This is a genomic window from candidate division TA06 bacterium B3_TA06 (genome assembly GCA_005223075.1).
Taxonomy (GTDB): Bacteria; Hydrothermota; Tepidihabitantia; order B3-TA06; family B3-TA06; genus B3-TA06.
In genome coordinates this window covers 19,163-35,479 of the sequence record NJBO01000019.1, presented here as the reverse complement: position 1 = coordinate 35,479, position 16,317 = coordinate 19,163, and the positions used below count along the sequence as shown (strand labels likewise).

The following is a 16,317-nucleotide window of genomic DNA, read 5'->3' as shown; positions in this document are numbered from 1 at the left end:
CCCCAACGGCCTGCTACAACCACTCCTCGTCATCCCTACGGTAGAGGCACATGAACAGGTTAAGAAGCTTAACCGTCCTTTCTCCTCTATCTAATTGATAATAACGACCTTACGCACCGCCTTGAACTCATCTGCCTCCATTCTGATTAGGTAGATGCCTGCCGCCATCTTGCGGCCCGCCGCATCGCAGCCGTTCCACGTCCTCGCGTAGTATCCTGGCTCGAAGATGTCGTTTTCAAGAGAGCAAACCCAGCGTCCGTTCACGTCGAAGATCTCCACTCTCACCAAACTCGAGTGAGGCACGGCAAACTTCACATGGCAACCGTCTGAGATCGTCCACCCGGATATCTCAAGGGCAAAACACTCAGGAAAAGCCTCGGCTCCTTCAACTATTGCGGGTGGATACCTTACCTTGCAATCGTTCTCAGGACACGCGTCGCGCTCAAGCTCAGTGCAGCAACTTATCGAGAAGCGGTGCTCGGTGAGCACGTCGTAGGTCGGGAAGCAAACGTCAATGGTGTGTGGGTTGCCAGACTCGTTGCCGCGCCAGTCCAGGAACTTTATGTTCTTGAGTGCGTGCCATAGCTCAACGTCGTTGGAGTCGGCGTCACGAATCTCCAGACGTACATGGACGTCGTGCTCCGCGTGGAAGCCGAAGTTCTCAACCGTGGCGGTGACCGTGATCTTGCTGCCCTCGCCGTAACGGTCAGGCGGCTCAGGCCACTCCATATTGATCACGCCGACGTCGTGTGAGAACAGGCAGGTTACGTTGTGACGGATGGTGTCGTTAGTCAAGTCTTCGTCTGTGTCCAAACCCACGATGCCAACAAGTTCGTAGTCAACGACAAAGGAGTACATCTCATCGCACTTGCCCTCAGGCGTCCATTCTGGCAGTTCCACCTCCATAGAGTCCGGGTAAGGCCCTATGTAATCAACAATCGTGGTGTCAACGAAGACAGTCTCAGCTGGGTAATGATCAGTAGTTACAATTAACTCAACGGGGAAATTAAGCTCACCCTGATTGCCAAGGTTGGCTATCCCCAGCTTGGGGGTTATTGCAGAGTCCGCCTCGACGTAATCGCCAGCAGGCTCTATCATCTCGTAGCAGGTCAGATCGTGTGCCCCGTAACCTACGCTCCCGAAAAGCATCACCCCCACTAAAACACAAAGAAAGGTTTTCATACTCACCTCCTTTAGTCTTATGAAACCTACATTAAGATATTAAGCAATTTTCGTGCCAGGCTGTATGGATATAAAGCGTTACCCCTCAACGCTTCCCTGAGCCGCTTCTATCGGGGCAGCATCGGAATTATACAAAAAGTTAATTGCGGAGAACTTTGGGGACCAATTGGCCGGGGTCCCCAAACAGAAGTGTGTTTCGGCTTGGGCGAATAAAAAAGAGGGGAGCCAGCGGCTCCCCTCAGGGGTTAATCTTTCAATTCGACCTAGTAGAGTACCACCTTCTTGGTAGCACTGAAGTCCTTGGCATCCATACGGACCAGGTAGATGCCCTGCGCAACACTGCGTCCGAGATCGTCGGTGCCGTTCCACGTCACTGCGTGGCGACCAGGGGTCTGGTTGCCGCTAACGAGCGTGGTAACGAGCTTACCGGTGATGTCGTAGACCTTCAGGCTGACGTTGACGGTGGCAGGCACCGCGAAGGAGATCGTGGTGGAGCCGACGAACGGATTCGGGGTGATCGCCTCAAGAGCGAACGGCAGACCCGCAGGCGTCTCTGCGATACCGACAGGGGAGTTGATGTTGCGAATCTCGAAGTCGTCCTCGGGGCAGTCGTCGTCAATCAGCTCGGTGCGGCACTCGAGAGCCTGGTAATGATTCTCGGTTTCCACGACGTAGGTCGGGAAGATGACGTCAATGGTGTATGGGTTGCCAGGGGCGTTGCCGCGCCAGTCGAGGAAGACGATCGACTTCAGGGCGTGCCAGAGCTCCACGTTGTTGTCGTCAAGGTCGCGAACCTCAAGGCGTACCTCGACGTCGTGCTCCGCGTTGAACCCGAAGTTCTCAACCGTAGCCGTAACCGTGATATCGCTGCCCTCGTGGTACCAGTCAAGGCTGTCCGGAGGCTCAGGCCAGGTCATATCGATCACGCCGACGTCGTGCGACAAGAGGCAGGTCACGTTGCGACGAACGGTGTCGTTGTACGGGCAGTGGTCGGTGAGATCAGGACCAACCTCACCCAGGCGCACCAGACCGATCAGCTCGTAGTAGACGAAGGGAAGACTATCATTGCAGAGGCCTTCAGGCATCCACGGCGTGGTGGTCCCGAACATGGTGTCCCCCGGCTCAAAGGGCCCGCCCATCAGGGAGATCTCGTTAAAGGCGGTGTCAGAGGTCTGCTCGTCAACGACGATGAACTGGACATCGAAGAAGCCTGCATCAGGCTCCGCCTGTTTGCCGATGTTGGCAATCGCGAGCTTCGGAGTGATAGCAACGTCGGCCTCGACGTAGTCACCTGATGGATCTTCCATGCGGTAGCAGGTCAGGTCATGCGGATCATCGTAGTAGCAGGGAGGTGCAGGCAGAGGCCGGAAACCAAGGTGCACGAGTGGCTCTATAGGATGCGTGTGGTAGGGCTGGTAGGGCCAGCCGCCCCAGTAGAAGTTCAAGGAGGGACCACCGGACTCACCTTCCCAGGCAGCGGACCGGCTTGGGTGGTAGCCCATGTTGTAGCAGGCAGAGGGATCCGCCTCGGGAGACATACCCCAGTAAGGGAGCCAGCCCATGAACACAGGCGCTCCGGGCTCGGTAGAGTTGGCGGCAGCTATCCAGAAGTTGCCAGGATCGGCTGTGGGAACCCAGATGGGATCGTCGAAGATAATACTGTGCCACTTACGCGCCTCGGCAGGATTGGGGTAGTTTCCACCGCCCAGAGCGTAGGAGCCGTCTTCAACGCCGCCGCAGCCGTTCTCGGCTGCCCAGACCTCAATACGCGGCGGAACATCGCTGTACATCGGCCATTCGTCATCCCACCAGCCCAGCCAGACGCGTCCACCCAGCACGTACGTGCCCTTGTCCGTGTCGTAGGAGGTGGCACAGCGCAAGACGCGGAAGGCAATAGCGTTGGGAAAGTCGGCGTAGTTCCAGTTGTAGATGCTCATCCACCCATCGCAGTGAACTATGGCGACCTCAGCTAGGGTATCGTTATGCCTGCAGCTGTCGCGACCGAGCATGGTGTAGGCAACCTTAAGGTAACTGTGAGTATCAGGCACGGTCATCTCGCCAGGTGTCCAGCACGGCCCAACAAGGGTGTCGTACTCGCCAGGCAGAAGGTCGAAACCGGACACGGTGTGGTTGTAGACCCGCTCGTCATTGGTTAGGTCATAGATGTCTATGGTAACCGAGAAGTGCTCGGTTTCCGCGCCGACGTTACTAACCTCTACCTTCGGCTCGATCTCAGTCCAGCGAAGGACCGTCTCGCCCGGTGAAAGGAACCGAGTCACCTTCACGTCGTACTTGAAGATGCGCTTGTAACCCGCACGGATCCTGCGGCCATTGGCAATGGTACCCTGGTAGTATATGCCGTGCTCACCGGTATAGTCCTCGATACCGGTCTTGCCGTTGTCAGCTGTCCAGCCATCACTCGAGGTGTTGTACAGGAAGTGGATGAAGTGGAAGGAAAATACTATGCCGCACGCGCCCTCGGTCATGAGCAACATCTGACCGCCCAGATTAAGCTTAAGCTCGAAGTCGTAGGTGTTGGTGTTGTCATTACCCTCGGTATCGTACCACTGGACGATCAGCTCATTGGGCATCGCAGTATACCTATAGTACACACGGTTGTCAGGATCGCCGCCCTGGGTCGGGTTCATATCCTGCCAGAGCGGTGCAATAATCGCGTTGGGGGCATCGGAAACCGGGAAGGGCGGGTTGACCGACGGAGGAGTGGGGGAGCCGTCCTTCGCGGCCGGATCGAAGCTGACCCAGCCGTCAGGGGAGATGTAGAGGTAGTTGGGTTTCTCATTCGTATACCAGTTGTCGTAGTACCAGAAGGAGTCAGGCATGGTGTACTTGTAGGGGTCGTCGTTGTATGGAGCAATCTTGGAGCCGCTAGCAGTAATGTCCTCAAACCAAGGCAACCCAGGGATAGCTGGTGCGCCAAACGGAGGGCCTGGCTCGGTGTTGTCATACATCCAGTACCAACCGTTGGGGATCGCCTTCGGGGGAGAGACCCAGCTCACGCTGCCGCCCTCTACGGGCGTTGTCTCCCTCGCATCAGAAGAGCGGAGCACCTTATCCCCACCAACGACGTATGTATCTGCATTAGCTGCAAAGGCCACCGCCGCAAAGCTGAGGATTAGCGCTACCGCAAAAAGCTTTTTACTCATTGTTTGTTCCTCCTTGAAAAGGTTGTTTTATACACAAGGGTTTTTTCCTCTAATTGTCGCCCTTTGCTTGGTCTATTTACGTTTCACCTCCTTTTCACAGTTTAGTCGTTTCCTTGTTCTGAAGTATAGGGTTTTTTCCGTGCTTGTCAAGACCCCCAGCGGGAATCCAGAACAACACATACCCCGTTCAGGTTGTCCAAAGAACCTGTTATCCTTATCGAGATATAGCAAGTTGTGTGCCACCTGCCCTTTCTGTTACATTCCACGTATATGCGCGATTTGCAAAAACAGAGGCCGCCAAGTCCCCCGCCCGGATGTCCATTTAGTGAATCTGGGTTACAGAAAACCTTAACTCCTGCATCACGCCTGAGAACTTAACATCCCAATCAATTATGAGATTGTGCGGGGTTGTGATCCTTTTGCCGAAGGCGAAAAGGAGGATAGACGGCTTGACTTTCCTGTTCTGTAAGGTAGACTTTTACTGTGAAGAGGCCTAAAGTTTCGGTTATCGTGCCCGCATGCAACGAAGAAGAAAATATCCCGCTCCTTGTGAGTGGGTTCGCAGAGCTTTCCGAGAAAGCGAACTTCGGCTTCGAGGTCCTTTTGATAGACGACGGCAGCACCGACGGAACATATACCGCGGCAAAGGGGCTTGCTCGAAAGCACCCGTTCCTGCGAGTGTTCAAGCACCGTGCGAACTTCGGCGTCACCCGCGCACTCGAGACTGGATTTGAAGAAGCAAAGGGCGAGGTTTTTGTCTTCTTCCCAGCAGACTTACAGTTTTTGATAACCGACATCCCCAAACTGGTTGAGCCGATCCTTGAGGGAAGGGCTGAACTGGTCACCGGTCATAAGATTGGACGTTATAAGAAGCGTTTTGTCTCAGGGGTCTACAACACACTCTCAAGGCTGTTATTCCGGATCAATGTAAGGGATTTGAACTCGGTGAAGGCGTTCCGCCGCGAGGTTGTTGAGGATATATCCCTGCGCAAGGACTGGCACCGCTACCTTGTGGTGCTTGCCGCCAAGGACGGCTGGAGGATCGAGGAGGTAGACGTTACCCTCAGGCCTCGGATGCACGGCCGCTCGAAGTTCGGGTTCTGGCGCGTCCCTCTGGGGGTGCTCGATCTTATCTCGGTATCTTTCCTTTTGCGCTACTCCCGCAAGCCGATGCTTTTGTTTGGGACACTCGGTGGCGCAAGCATAGGTCTCGGCATAATCGCCGGGCTGGTTGCAATCGGGCTGCGCATCTTCGCTGGTCTTGGTTTCCGGCCGCTTCTTTACCTGGTGATCCTTCTTATCGTTGCGGGCCTGCTGCTTTTGATGGCCGGCTTCCTCGCCGAGCAGGTTGCTCAGCTGCGTGCAGAGATTGAGTTTTCCAAGCGCCGGCGACGCTGACCCACCCCATGCGGGTTCTCTATCTTACCCACAACTATCCGAGATTTGCCGCAGACCCCTCGGGTGCGTTCATCGAGGAACTTATAGGGGCGCTTGCGAAGGATGAGGTTGAACCTTACGTTCTCTGCCCTCACGCCGCAGGCTTGGCCGAGCGAGAAAAACGTCACGGGGTAAAGATATGCCGCTTCCGCTACGCACCGGATAAGGATGAGACCCTGGCCTACGAGGGCAGGATGCTTGCCGCACTCAAGCATGTGAAGTCCTTAAGGCTCCTTGCATCATTCCTTAAGGCCTTTGCGAGAGAAACAAGAAGAATAGTAGAGGAAGAGAAGATAGATCTCGTGCACGCGCACTGGCTGCTTCCTGCAGGGGTTGCGGCCCGCCCGGCCCTTGCCACATCGAGAGTTCCCCTTCTTTTGAGTGTTCACGGCACAGACGTTAGAGTGCTTAAGGGACTGCCTTTTGGGTCATTGCTCGCCCGCTGGGTGCTTAAAAGGGTTCGGCTCATCCTGCCCGTCTCATCTTATCTGAGGGATAGGGTTTCGGGATTGGTTGGAAGGGGAATTCCTAGCATTGTGCTCCCCATGCCCGCCTCGGATATGTTCCTTACTTCGGCGAGGAAGAAGCTGACTCGAAGGATAATCGGCATCGGAAACCTTGCTCGGCAGAAACGTTTCGACGTGTTAGTGAGATCTTTGGGGATCCTTGCAAGAGGAAAAATAGACCTTGACCTTACTCTGGTAGGGGACGGTCCTGAGAGAGCCAGGCTGGAGGGGTTGGCAAAAGAGGAGGGGATGGCCCGCAAGGTCGAGTTCCTTGGACGTAAACCACATCACGAGTTAGCAGGGATTCTCCGGGAAGCTGGGGTGATGGTTCTGCCCTCGGTGGAAGAGGGTTTTGGGGTGGTCCTGGTTGAAGCCCAGTTAGCCGGCATTGCGGTGATCGGTGCCGATTCAGGGGGGCAGCGCGAGATCATTCAACCCGGGGAGACCGGGGTTCTTGTCCCCCCGGACGATCCGCACGCCCTGGCACAGGCGATCAAGGAGCTATATAATAACGAAAGAAAGACCCTGTTGATGGCCAAAAGAGGACAGATGAAAGCCAGGGAGCGCTTCCTTGCCGCCCCTGCAGCACTCCGGCTCCTCAACATATATAAAAGAATCCTCGGATGAAGAAAACCGATAGCCCCAAAATCCTCAAAAAAATTATTCGTTGGATCATCCAGATACTGGCCATAGGCGCAATCGGGTTCTTTCTTGTAAGGACGGTCGTCCGCAACTGGCACGAGGTAGCCGACTTCCCATGGCACTTTAACCCCTGGCTTCTTATAGCATCGTTTGCGCTGCTCGCCGGAACCCTTCTTTTCATGATCGTTCTCTGGCGCTGGCTGCTTATAAGACTGGGTGCTCGCATATCCCTTGGTTCAGCATTCAGGATATTCTCGCTGTCCTCACTGGGCCGCTACCTGCCCGGCAAGGTTTGGCAGGTTGCGGGAATGGTATATCTTGGACGGAAGGAGGGTGTGCGCGCCGAGGCCGGGGTGTGGGCCGCAGTACTCGCTCAGATACTTGCGGTGCTCTCAGGAATCCTCTTAACTTTTGCAGCACTTTTTGTGGAGCAGGAGCGCATGCTCGCCCCGCTGCTTGCAAGGTTGGGGATTCGCTCCATCTCCTTGTGGTGGCTGCTCTTACCGATTGCCGTGATTCTTGGACTGCTTCATCCCCGCATCATCGAGCGGATAACCAATTGGATCCTTAGGCTTCTCAAAAGAGAGCCTATACGCTTTGAGCTCTCCTATCCCGGACTTCTGGGATTTTTTCTTCTATATCTAGTGAGCTGGCTTCTCTACGGCACCGCGTTCTATCTATTTCTTGCATCGGTGAATCCATTGCCCCTGAGCGACTGGGTGGTAGTAACCGGTGGTTTTGCCGCGGCATACATAGTTGGACTTCTGGCGATATTCGTTCCCGGCGGATTGGGTGTGCGCGAGGGATTGCTCGCTCTTTTCCTTTCAAGTCTAGTAGGATCAGGTGTAGCGGTTGCCCTCTCTTTCGGCCAGAGGCTTTGGTTTACGGCAGCAGAGTTGACTTTTGTTCTAATTTCCGTTATCTTTGTGCGGAGGCGCAATGGCAGCAAAAAAGTCTCGCAAACCGGCAAGGCCGGAAGCTAAAAAAACAACCCCTGCCAGGATCGAGATAGGCTGGGGATGGATACTTCTGGGATTAAGCATCCTTGTGTTTTTGCTCTTCGCCAACACCCTGGCAAGAGGACATCTGATACACGGCTCAGACCAGCTCATATCAGGCTACATGTTCAAGAGCTTTGTCCAGGAGAGCTTAAGGGCAACAGGCCAGTTTCCTTTATGGAACCCCTACATCTTCGGAGGCCTGCCCTACATCGACGCGTTCCACGGAGATGCGTTCTATATAACCGCACTGCTGCGGACGATCCTGCCGGTTGGCACGGTGATGGCGCTTGTGTTTGTCTTGCAGATCATCGTTGCCGGCATCTTCACCTACGGATTCTTGCGGACCCTCGATTGCAAAAAACCGGTGGCGCTTGTGGGGGCGGTGGCTTACATGTTCACCTGCGTTATCGTTTCTTTGGTGGATGCAGGGCACGACGGAAAGGTGATAGTCGCATCGTTCCTGCCCGCAGGACTCTTTATGATACAGAAGGCTTTTAATCCACAGACAAAACGGAGGTTGATGTATTTTGCTTTGCTGGGTCTGGTGATAGGCCTGGCGCTGCTCTCGCCACACGTCCAGATGACCTACTACCTTTTGATGATGATGGCCTTCTATATCATCTTCCGCTTCTTCGTTCTGGGCTTCAAAAGGAAGCGTTGGGGGTTTGCCGCTAAGAGTGCGGGGCTGTCCTTCGGCTCTCTTGCTCTGGGTTTTGCCATCTCTGCAATCCAGTTCCTTCCCGCGCTCAGCTACCTGGGTCTCTCCCCGCGTGGAGCCGGCGGACGCGGCTGGGAGTGGAACACCTCGTGGTCATTGCCCCGAGCCGAGCTTTTTGATCTTTTTAATCCACGCTTCTCCGGGATCCTGGGAAACTACTGGGGGGCCAACGCGTTCAAGCAGCACTCCGAGTATTTCGGGATCATCATCCTGGCGCTGGCCATCATTGGGATAATCCTTGCATGGAGACGCAGGGAGACGAAGTTCTTTACCGGTTTTTCAATCTTCGCCATACTGATGGCGCTTGGCGGAAACACACCCTTCTACCGCATCCCATACACCATCTTCCCGATGCTATCGAGCTTCCGCGCACCGGCGATGATCTTCTTTACCGTCTCGTTCTCGGCGGTGGTTTTGGCCGCGCTTGGTCTCGAGGCCGCTTTAGAGAGGCCGCTTAAGTTACCCAAAGACAAAAAGAGAAGGGCGGATACAGCTACCATTGTCTTCATAGTAGTGGCCGGGCTTTTATTGATCTTCGGGTTGTGGTCCTCTCTTGCCCCGCAGGGCTTCGGCAACTTCGTGGCATCGCTTGCAAAAGGAGGCCTTATCAAGGCACAGGGCGGTGCGCGAGCAGGTGCTTTGCTTTCTAAAATGCGTGACAACCTCCCTAACGCCGCCGGCGGATTCTGGCTGGGCTTACTCTTTACCGGCTTGGGACTTGCTGTCATCCTTCTCTGGAGGAAGCTGCGCAAACTCCGATGGCTGTGGGGAGTAATCCTTGCTGCTGTTGTGTTTATTGATCTGTGGCTGGTTGACCGCCACTTCGTCAACGTGGTAAGGGATCAGACAGGCAACCCCGTCTCCGCAGGCGAGTTCTACGCCCCGGACGAGGTGGTATCGTTCCTTAAAAGAGAAAAAGGCGTCTTTCGCGTATTCCCTTTACAGTTCCGCGGCCAGGATCTCTATCGCAACGACGACTACCTCATGCTCTATCACATCCAGTCGGTGGGCGGATATCACGGAAACCAGCTCGGGCGATATCAGGAGTTCATAGACGTTCCCGGCGAGCCTCGCACAATCATGTTCCGCAATCCGCGCAACCTGCGCTACCCAGCGTTTTTGACCATGCTGGATGTAGGCTATCTTATTGCGCTACGACTCCCCGATACCAGCCAACTTGCAGCCTACAGCCCCAAGGACCAGCAGACCATAATGGCGCTGCACGCAGAACTTGCCCCGTGGATTGACACCACACGCAGCTCCTTCCGTCCGGTCTATGCAGGACAGCGCTACGCAATCTACCGCAATTACGGACAGCACTCCAGAGCATGGCTCGCTACCGACGTTGAGGTGATCGGCGAGAACGAAGCTATCCTGACTCGGATGAAACGAGTGAATTTCGATCCACTTAAAACCGTGATACTTGAAGAGAAACCCGAAGGCTGGCGACCCTCCTCAGATACAACCTCACCGGGCCAGGTGCAAATCACGAGGTATGAACCGAACGTGATCGAGATCGCCGCCGACGTTAAACGCCATTCGGTGCTTGTGCTCTCGGAGAACTGGTATCCATATTACAGGGCGTGGGTGGACGGGGTCGAGCAGAAGGTCTACCGCGCGGACTACACCCTGCGTGCGGTCACGTTAGAGCCCGGCCAACACCAGGTTGTCTTCCGGTTCCGCTCCCCTTACCAGACTGCAGGCGTATGGATCACCTTTGCGGCCCTGGGATTGGTAGGACTAGCGGTAGTCCTCTCACTGGTTGCTAATCGCAAGAAGCGAAAAGAACCCTGAGATGTTAAACCAACGCCCCCTCGGAGGGGGCGTAGTTCTGTAAGATAGTTCGATTAAAGTATTACTCTAGCCACAAGAAGGGCTTTATCGCGGTTGATTTGTTGGAGAGTTTGTCGCCGATCCCTCGCTTGGTGGTGACCTTAACCACGTAGGCCTTGGCGAGTGCTGGCGGGGAAACACCAAAGGTGTGGGAGCCCTCGGTATCAGAGGCATCTAGGACAACCTCAGTGGGGTCTTCCACCGGATCGGTGAGCTCAAGCAGCGCTTCAAGATCTAGATCGGCAAGGTCTATCCCCTCTCCGTCGTAAATGGCCACTTCATAAGTGAGGTAATCTTCTCCTTCGTAAGTAAGTTTCTTCCACGTTAACTCAACGGCATCAGCGGTAAGATTATCAGCGGGAGTAACAATCTCGATCACGGGCAGGGTCTTGACCGTCACCTCGTCGTACTCTTCCAGATCTTCGCCGTCAAGCAGCCACAGGGTATAGGTATAGCGGGTATTCGGAGTGAGGGTGTCCACATCGGTGTAGATGGTCCCTTGGAGCTCAATCTCCACCGTATCCCGAGCATCCGAGCCCTCTCGGCTGAACACCGCCCGCTCGTCCGCTACGCCGGTTCCGGTAAATACGTACTCGATGTCAACAAACGCAAACTCCTTGGACGCGCCAACGGCCTGGATGGAGTTGATGCGTGAGGCGGTATGCGCTATACCCTTGGTGAGCGCTTTCTTCAAGAGATCGCAGCCCGCCAGGGCCAGGGCGATCAAAAGGACAGGTAGAACTCTTTTTACGATCTTCATCAGACCTCCTTGTTGTCTCCTATCCTAATCATCAGAAAGAGCCTGTCAAGTCTTGCCAGCCACGTGGGGTGTTTATTCGGGGTCCACGCAAAGACATAAGTGCGGGGCCTTAATAATCTCCCGTCCTTAGAAAATAGGATTTCCTTATCTCCTAGCGGCAACTTACGTTCTTTCCCATCGGTCTACAGCGGTGGTTCCACCTTCTACTCAATGGAGTAGCCGTCTTCACTTGATCCGTCCTCCTGCATATCGCTGGATGCATCCTACCCGTCTCAGGCGAGGATGTCAAGGATAAAACCCTTCTTTCGACCTAAAACTATAATATTGACGAACTCTCTGAGGGCTTGACAACCCCCAAATAGTCAATAAACTTTAATGCTTTAAATCCTAAGGAGGTTACGTGATGAAAAAAGCACTGCTAGCCGCAATGGCTGTCTTACTGGTACTGGGTTTTGCCGCACTGAAGTGCGAAAAGGACGAAATCGTTTCGGTTACACTGAGCCCTACTGGTGATCAGGAAGTTGCTTTCGGGGATTCACTCGAGATAAAGGCAACTACCGACCCGGCAGAGGTTGACAAAGTAGTGTTCTCCGGAATCGATGTAGAGGTAACTGAAGGCACTGAAGGCGTGTACAGCACCTCGTGGAAAGCTGAGGCTGTGGATACCGAAGGTGTTTATATCACCGCTAAAGCCGTCCTCGGCGAGAACGAGCTGGAATCAGAGGACACCCTCCATATCGTAGTTCCCGATACCCTCCCCGAGGAGTAACGGATCAGATGTCAAAAACGCGGGGCGCAGGCCCCGCGTTTTTGTTTATAATTCAGTTGGAGTAGATTTTCACGTGAGGCAACGATCCCAATTTCGAGTTGATTTTTGATGAGGCAATGCGGGGGGGGGGTTGACAAAGTCCGGATAATCAATAAACTTTCTGCATTATCAAAGCTAAAGGAGGCTACGAATGAAGAAAGCTTTGTTAGCCGTGATGGCTGTAGCGCTCGTGATGGGCTTTGCGGGCTGCGACCTCTTCAAACCAGGCGTTGATTACTTCCGCGTAAAGGAAGGCGCCACCTCTACGTATGAAACCACCACTATTAAGCACGACTCAACATACGATGCTGTTGAGGATGTCTGGACCGTAACGGATGATACCACAGTCACCGACTACACCACCGAATGTGTGGGCGAAACCGAACTCGACGACGGCACCGTTGTATGGGAGTTCAAAACCGATACCTTCTACAGCTATATGGCCTTCGACAAGGATAACGACGAAGTAGACTTCTACAACACCAAAGCGGACACCGAACCCTATTATTCCATACCGTATGCTCTCGACAGCTGGACCATGCCTTTCGACACGGCCAATAATATCACTTTCGCGGACGATGGCACCGAGGATGTCACCATCGGTGAAGAAACCTACAAAGGTGCAGCCAAGATCAAGGTTACATATCCTGAGATTGAAGGTATGACCTATCTCGGCGCCAACGATTGGTGGGATAAGGATTTTGGTAAGATCAAAGGCTGGTACGCAACCGAAACGGTCGTTGAAGGTTCCCTCTATTCAACGATTGATGCTACCACCGTATTGATCGACTTCACCAAGTAATTATCCCAAAGATTGTAACGCGGGGCGCAAGCCCCGCGTTTTTTGTGCCCCACAGATTTGCAAAACAAATCTGTGGGGACCCTGAAGAAATCAAACGATTCTCATAACATCCTCACCGGTTGACAAATTCTCATTTGAATGCATACTATACCCAAACCGAGGAGGATAAGGTATGAAAAAAATCTTGCCAGCTGTGATTACCTCTACCCTAATCCTGGGGTTAGGCTGCAACAGGATAGATGAATACACTTACTTCCCTTACACCGAAAACAGCGAGTGGGTATATGATTTATTGGCCACGTACTCCTACACTGACACGGAGTATCCTGAAGACAACGAATACGATACCCTTAGTGGAACTATGACCAAGAAGGTGATCAGCGAAATCGAATACAAAGAGAGTAAGTTCTGTGAAGTCTATCAGATTTTGGATTATGAGGACACGGATGGATACCGAGATGTGGACACCTCAGTGTTCTTTATCAGAATAGAGCCGGATTCTGTATACTTTTATCTAGATTACACTGACGATACTGCTCTCCTGGTTGGACCATCGATTCCGGAAGTTGGAGACCAATGGGAAGGTTTCAATCTCTTGTGGTATGCGTATATGAAGTATGAAGTCGTAGCCGATGATGAGAAAATCCTTGATTACAGGAAGTGTTTGAAGATCGAATGTAGTATGGACGATTACTGGAGTGATTATGAGCTTACCGAATACTGGGCCCGTGACGTAGGTATGGTTTACACATATTTCAAGGGAGTCGATGAATACGGCACAGAAAAGGACGAATACATTTTAGAATTCTCGATTAGGGAATCCTACAACTAGGGCCATAAACATACATAAGTTAAGGAGGACAAGTTATGAAAAAAGCACTCTTGATTGCAGTCGCACTCATCCTTGCGGTAGGATTCATCGCCTGCCAGGATGAGTTTGGAGGAATAAGGAACACAGGAGAAAGTAAAATCCTTGAACCCATGGGCGCGGGTTCGTCTCCCTACTTTCCCTATGAAGAAGGCAAGACATGGAACTACGAGACAATAACAAACGATGAGATCGACTATCCAGATGATTTTCCCATGGAAGATACTTCCTGGACGGATACTTTTACTTACGTATCAGAGGTAATACGGGAAACTGAATTAACTGGCTCCAATCCACTGCCGGTTTGGGAGATCAGAACCATCTCTAGCGAAGGCCCGCCAGCGTTTTCCTATTCGCACGTAGGTCAAGATTCCGCCTACATCTACGATGAGATAAGTGATTCGGAGACTGGAACTGTATTCCCATCGATACCTGAACTAGGCGATGCCTGGGAGATTTATACCGTAGCGGATTCGGCCGATACTCATAGAACATATTACAACGTCATAGAAGATGATGTAGAAGCCAATGGTTATACTGACTGTCTTAAGATCGAAGTCATGCCTGAATGGGTAGAGGACTTCGACGAATACGAGAACTTCCAATACTGGGCTTGGGATGAAGGAGTCGTGATGACTACCCTTTGGATGATGATGAAAATCCCAGCAGTAGAAGATACAACAATCTATACTTTTGAAGGCGAAACCAGACTCATCAAAGGGCCCGGCATCGAGGAGTAAATCTATCCCAGTTTTAAACGTGGAGTCAAGCCCCACGTTTTCTTTGAATACAAGAAGCAAGGGTTTGACAAACGCCCAATCCTCCCTAACATTAAGCTTATGAACGCAGAGCGGCAATTTAATCTCGACGAGGAGCTGGCACAGATCCAGGACCCCTCGATTCGTCTGTTTGTGACCAAGGCGCTTGAGCGGGTGCCCTCCTACTTCTGGCACGTGCCGGCCTCCGCCTCGGGTCGCTTCCATCCTCTGGATACCCTGGGCGAGGGCGGTCTTGTCCTGCATACCAGGCGAGCAGTCTATCTCGCCACAGAGATCGCCAAGGTATTCAAGATAGACGGGGCAAAGCTTGACGTATTACGTGCTGCAACGATCCTGCACGACTCATTCAAGAACGGACTGGTGGATGAGGATCGAACTGAAGCCGATCACCCTCTGATCGTCCGCCATCAGCTGAAGGATCTGGCATCAGAGACCCCTTACTTTGACGAGATCATGAACGCCATTGAGTGCCATCAGGGGCTTTGGGGACCGCAGCCCTTACGCATGCCCAAGAAACCATTGGAGTGGAGCCTGCACATCGCCGACTTCATAGCCTCCCGGACAGCTGTTTATCTTTACTTCTCCGGCTACGAGCCTCTAGAACCGCCTGCGGAGCAGGAATTCGAGGCCCTTTCTGAGGACCTTGAGCCTGCTATCAGCCGCTACCTTGATCTGCGCGCGGACCGTGCAGAGATTGAAAAACAGATGGAGCAGGTAAAGAAACAGATATTAGAGGAGATGAACCGACGCGGTGAACATAAGATACTCACCACCAAGGGATCGGCACGGCTGCAAATAAACACGCATTTCAAGATCAATCAGGCGAAGCTGAAGCCCTTGCTGGAAAGGCTGGGATTCTGGGATAAGGTCACCATGGTGAACGAGAAGCGGCTGCAGGAGCTCTTAAACGACGGGATAGTGAGTGAGGAGGAGGTGAGCGATGCGGTAGAGAAGATTGCGAAGGACTCGGTCCGCATCCTGCCCCGGGAAGACTAGTCACCCCACGTCGTTGCTTCACATCCTGGACGGCAGGACAGGTGACGCCGGGGGGACCCCGAGATTAAATGCTCCTTTTGTTGCCTAGCAACAAAAGATCACAAAATCCCGACTACTTATGCTCAAGTGATATGGAGAGGCAGGCTTAGAGATCTATTCTTCTGATCTTTTCTCCGAAGGAGAAAAGGAGGATCTGTCAAAGAATGCCTGCATGACGTCGCGTCGGGAGATCATGCCTGCCAGCTTGTTCTCCTCGACCACCGGCAGCATAAAAAGCTCCTGACGGTGCATCTCGGCCGCGGCCAGCATCAGGGAATCTTCTGGCGATACCGGCTTAACGTCGTCCTTAAAGAAGTCTGCCACCAGGAAGAGTCCACTTGTCGGACCGAAGAACGCCTGGATGTTAACCGCTTCCAGCTCCTCCAGCATCCTCTCCGGGCAGTGGCTGAGGTGGGCAGGCATGAACCCACGCAGCAGATAGCCCAAAGTGATAAGACCAAGCGAATGACGATCCTCGTCTACCACCGCCAGACCGTCAACACGCTCGGCAAGCATCAGCTCGATAGCTTCACGCAGACTGGCCTGGGGCGCTATCACCTTTGGGTCTTTGTCCATGCAGTCCTTGACTCTCAGCATGTAATTATAATACTCCTTACCTTAGATGTGTCAATGGGAACGATGCTCCTTTCGTTGCACAGCAACGAAAGATCGCAAATTACAAGCTTTCGGGTTGGAACAGACTTTTGAACAGACAAGCTCGCTGATCTGTCAAATCTTTTACCTCGAGGGGGTAAAGAGATCACAGGATCCGCGGGAGGGGC

The 16,317-nt window shown here is 53.2% G+C and carries 13 protein-coding genes; 9 read left to right on the top strand and 4 right to left on the bottom strand.

Annotated features, from left to right (window positions below; genetic code table 11):
* Positions 1 to 90: 90 nt before the first annotated feature.
* Positions 91 to 1,182 (bottom strand): hypothetical protein, encoded by a 1,092-nt coding sequence (locus CEE36_09765; GenBank protein ID TKJ40212.1) that lies wholly within the window; start codon positions 1,180 to 1,182, stop codon positions 91 to 93.
* Positions 1,183 to 1,445: 263 nt separating this feature from the next.
* Positions 1,446 to 4,346 carry a hypothetical protein gene (locus tag CEE36_09760; GenBank protein TKJ40211.1) on the bottom strand — a complete coding sequence of 967 codons (2,901 nt, stop codon included), beginning with the start codon at positions 4,344 to 4,346 and terminating at the stop codon, positions 1,446 to 1,448.
* 483 nt (positions 4,347 to 4,829) lie between these two features.
* Here CEE36_09760 and CEE36_09755 point away from each other — a divergent pair, with 483 nt between their 5' ends.
* Genes CEE36_09755 through CEE36_09740 form a run of 4 tightly spaced genes read left to right on the top strand, consistent with a single transcriptional unit; the run spans position 4,830 to position 10,444 of the window.
* On the top strand, positions 4,830 to 5,744 hold the full coding sequence (locus CEE36_09755) for a hypothetical protein (protein TKJ40210.1): 915 nt from the start codon (positions 4,830 to 4,832) through the stop codon (positions 5,742 to 5,744).
* Positions 5,745 to 5,752: 8 nt separating this feature from the next.
* Entirely contained in the window at positions 5,753 to 6,916 is a 1,164-nt protein-coding gene (locus CEE36_09750) for a hypothetical protein (GenBank protein TKJ40209.1), read from the top strand.
* Positions 6,913 to 7,914 carry a hypothetical protein gene (locus CEE36_09745; GenBank protein TKJ40208.1) on the top strand — a complete coding sequence of 334 codons (1,002 nt, stop codon included), beginning with the start codon at positions 6,913 to 6,915 and terminating at the stop codon, positions 7,912 to 7,914. Before CEE36_09750 ends, CEE36_09745 begins: the two co-directional genes overlap by 4 nt.
* Positions 7,871 to 10,444 (top strand): hypothetical protein, encoded by a 2,574-nt coding sequence (locus tag CEE36_09740; GenBank protein TKJ40207.1) that lies wholly within the window; start codon positions 7,871 to 7,873, stop codon positions 10,442 to 10,444. Before CEE36_09745 ends, CEE36_09740 begins: the two co-directional genes overlap by 44 nt.
* A 61-nt stretch (positions 10,445 to 10,505) precedes the next feature.
* Here the strand turns inward: CEE36_09740 and CEE36_09735 are convergent, their stop codons facing one another.
* A complete protein-coding gene (locus CEE36_09735) occupies positions 10,506 to 11,243 on the bottom strand; it encodes a hypothetical protein (GenBank protein TKJ40206.1) in 738 nt (245 codons plus the stop codon).
* Positions 11,244 to 11,646: 403 nt separating this feature from the next.
* Between CEE36_09735 and CEE36_09730 the strand changes: the two genes are divergently transcribed.
* The 5 genes from CEE36_09730 (at position 11,647) to CEE36_09710 (ending at position 15,496) form a co-directional block, all read left to right on the top strand.
* Positions 11,647 to 12,012 (top strand): hypothetical protein, encoded by a 366-nt coding sequence (locus tag CEE36_09730; protein TKJ40205.1) that lies wholly within the window; start codon positions 11,647 to 11,649, stop codon positions 12,010 to 12,012.
* Between the two features lie 190 nt (positions 12,013 to 12,202).
* Positions 12,203 to 12,853: a hypothetical protein gene (locus CEE36_09725; GenBank protein TKJ40204.1), complete on the top strand. Its 651-nt coding sequence runs from the start codon at positions 12,203 to 12,205 to the stop codon at positions 12,851 to 12,853.
* A gap of 172 nt (positions 12,854 to 13,025) precedes the next feature.
* A complete protein-coding gene (locus CEE36_09720; GenBank protein TKJ40203.1) occupies positions 13,026 to 13,685 on the top strand; it encodes a hypothetical protein in 660 nt (219 codons plus the stop codon).
* A gap of 35 nt (positions 13,686 to 13,720) precedes the next feature.
* On the top strand, positions 13,721 to 14,461 hold the full coding sequence (locus CEE36_09715) for a hypothetical protein (GenBank protein ID TKJ40202.1): 741 nt from the start codon (positions 13,721 to 13,723) through the stop codon (positions 14,459 to 14,461).
* 99 nt (positions 14,462 to 14,560) lie between these two features.
* Positions 14,561 to 15,496: a hypothetical protein gene (locus tag CEE36_09710; GenBank protein TKJ40201.1), complete on the top strand. Its 936-nt coding sequence runs from the start codon at positions 14,561 to 14,563 to the stop codon at positions 15,494 to 15,496.
* Positions 15,497 to 15,649: 153 nt separating this feature from the next.
* On the opposite strand, the gene CEE36_09705 is transcribed toward CEE36_09710, so the two are convergent.
* Positions 15,650 to 16,132, bottom strand: coding sequence for a hypothetical protein (locus CEE36_09705; GenBank protein TKJ40200.1), 483 nt, complete (start codon positions 16,130 to 16,132; stop codon positions 15,650 to 15,652).
* Positions 16,133 to 16,317: the final 185 nt, after the last annotated feature.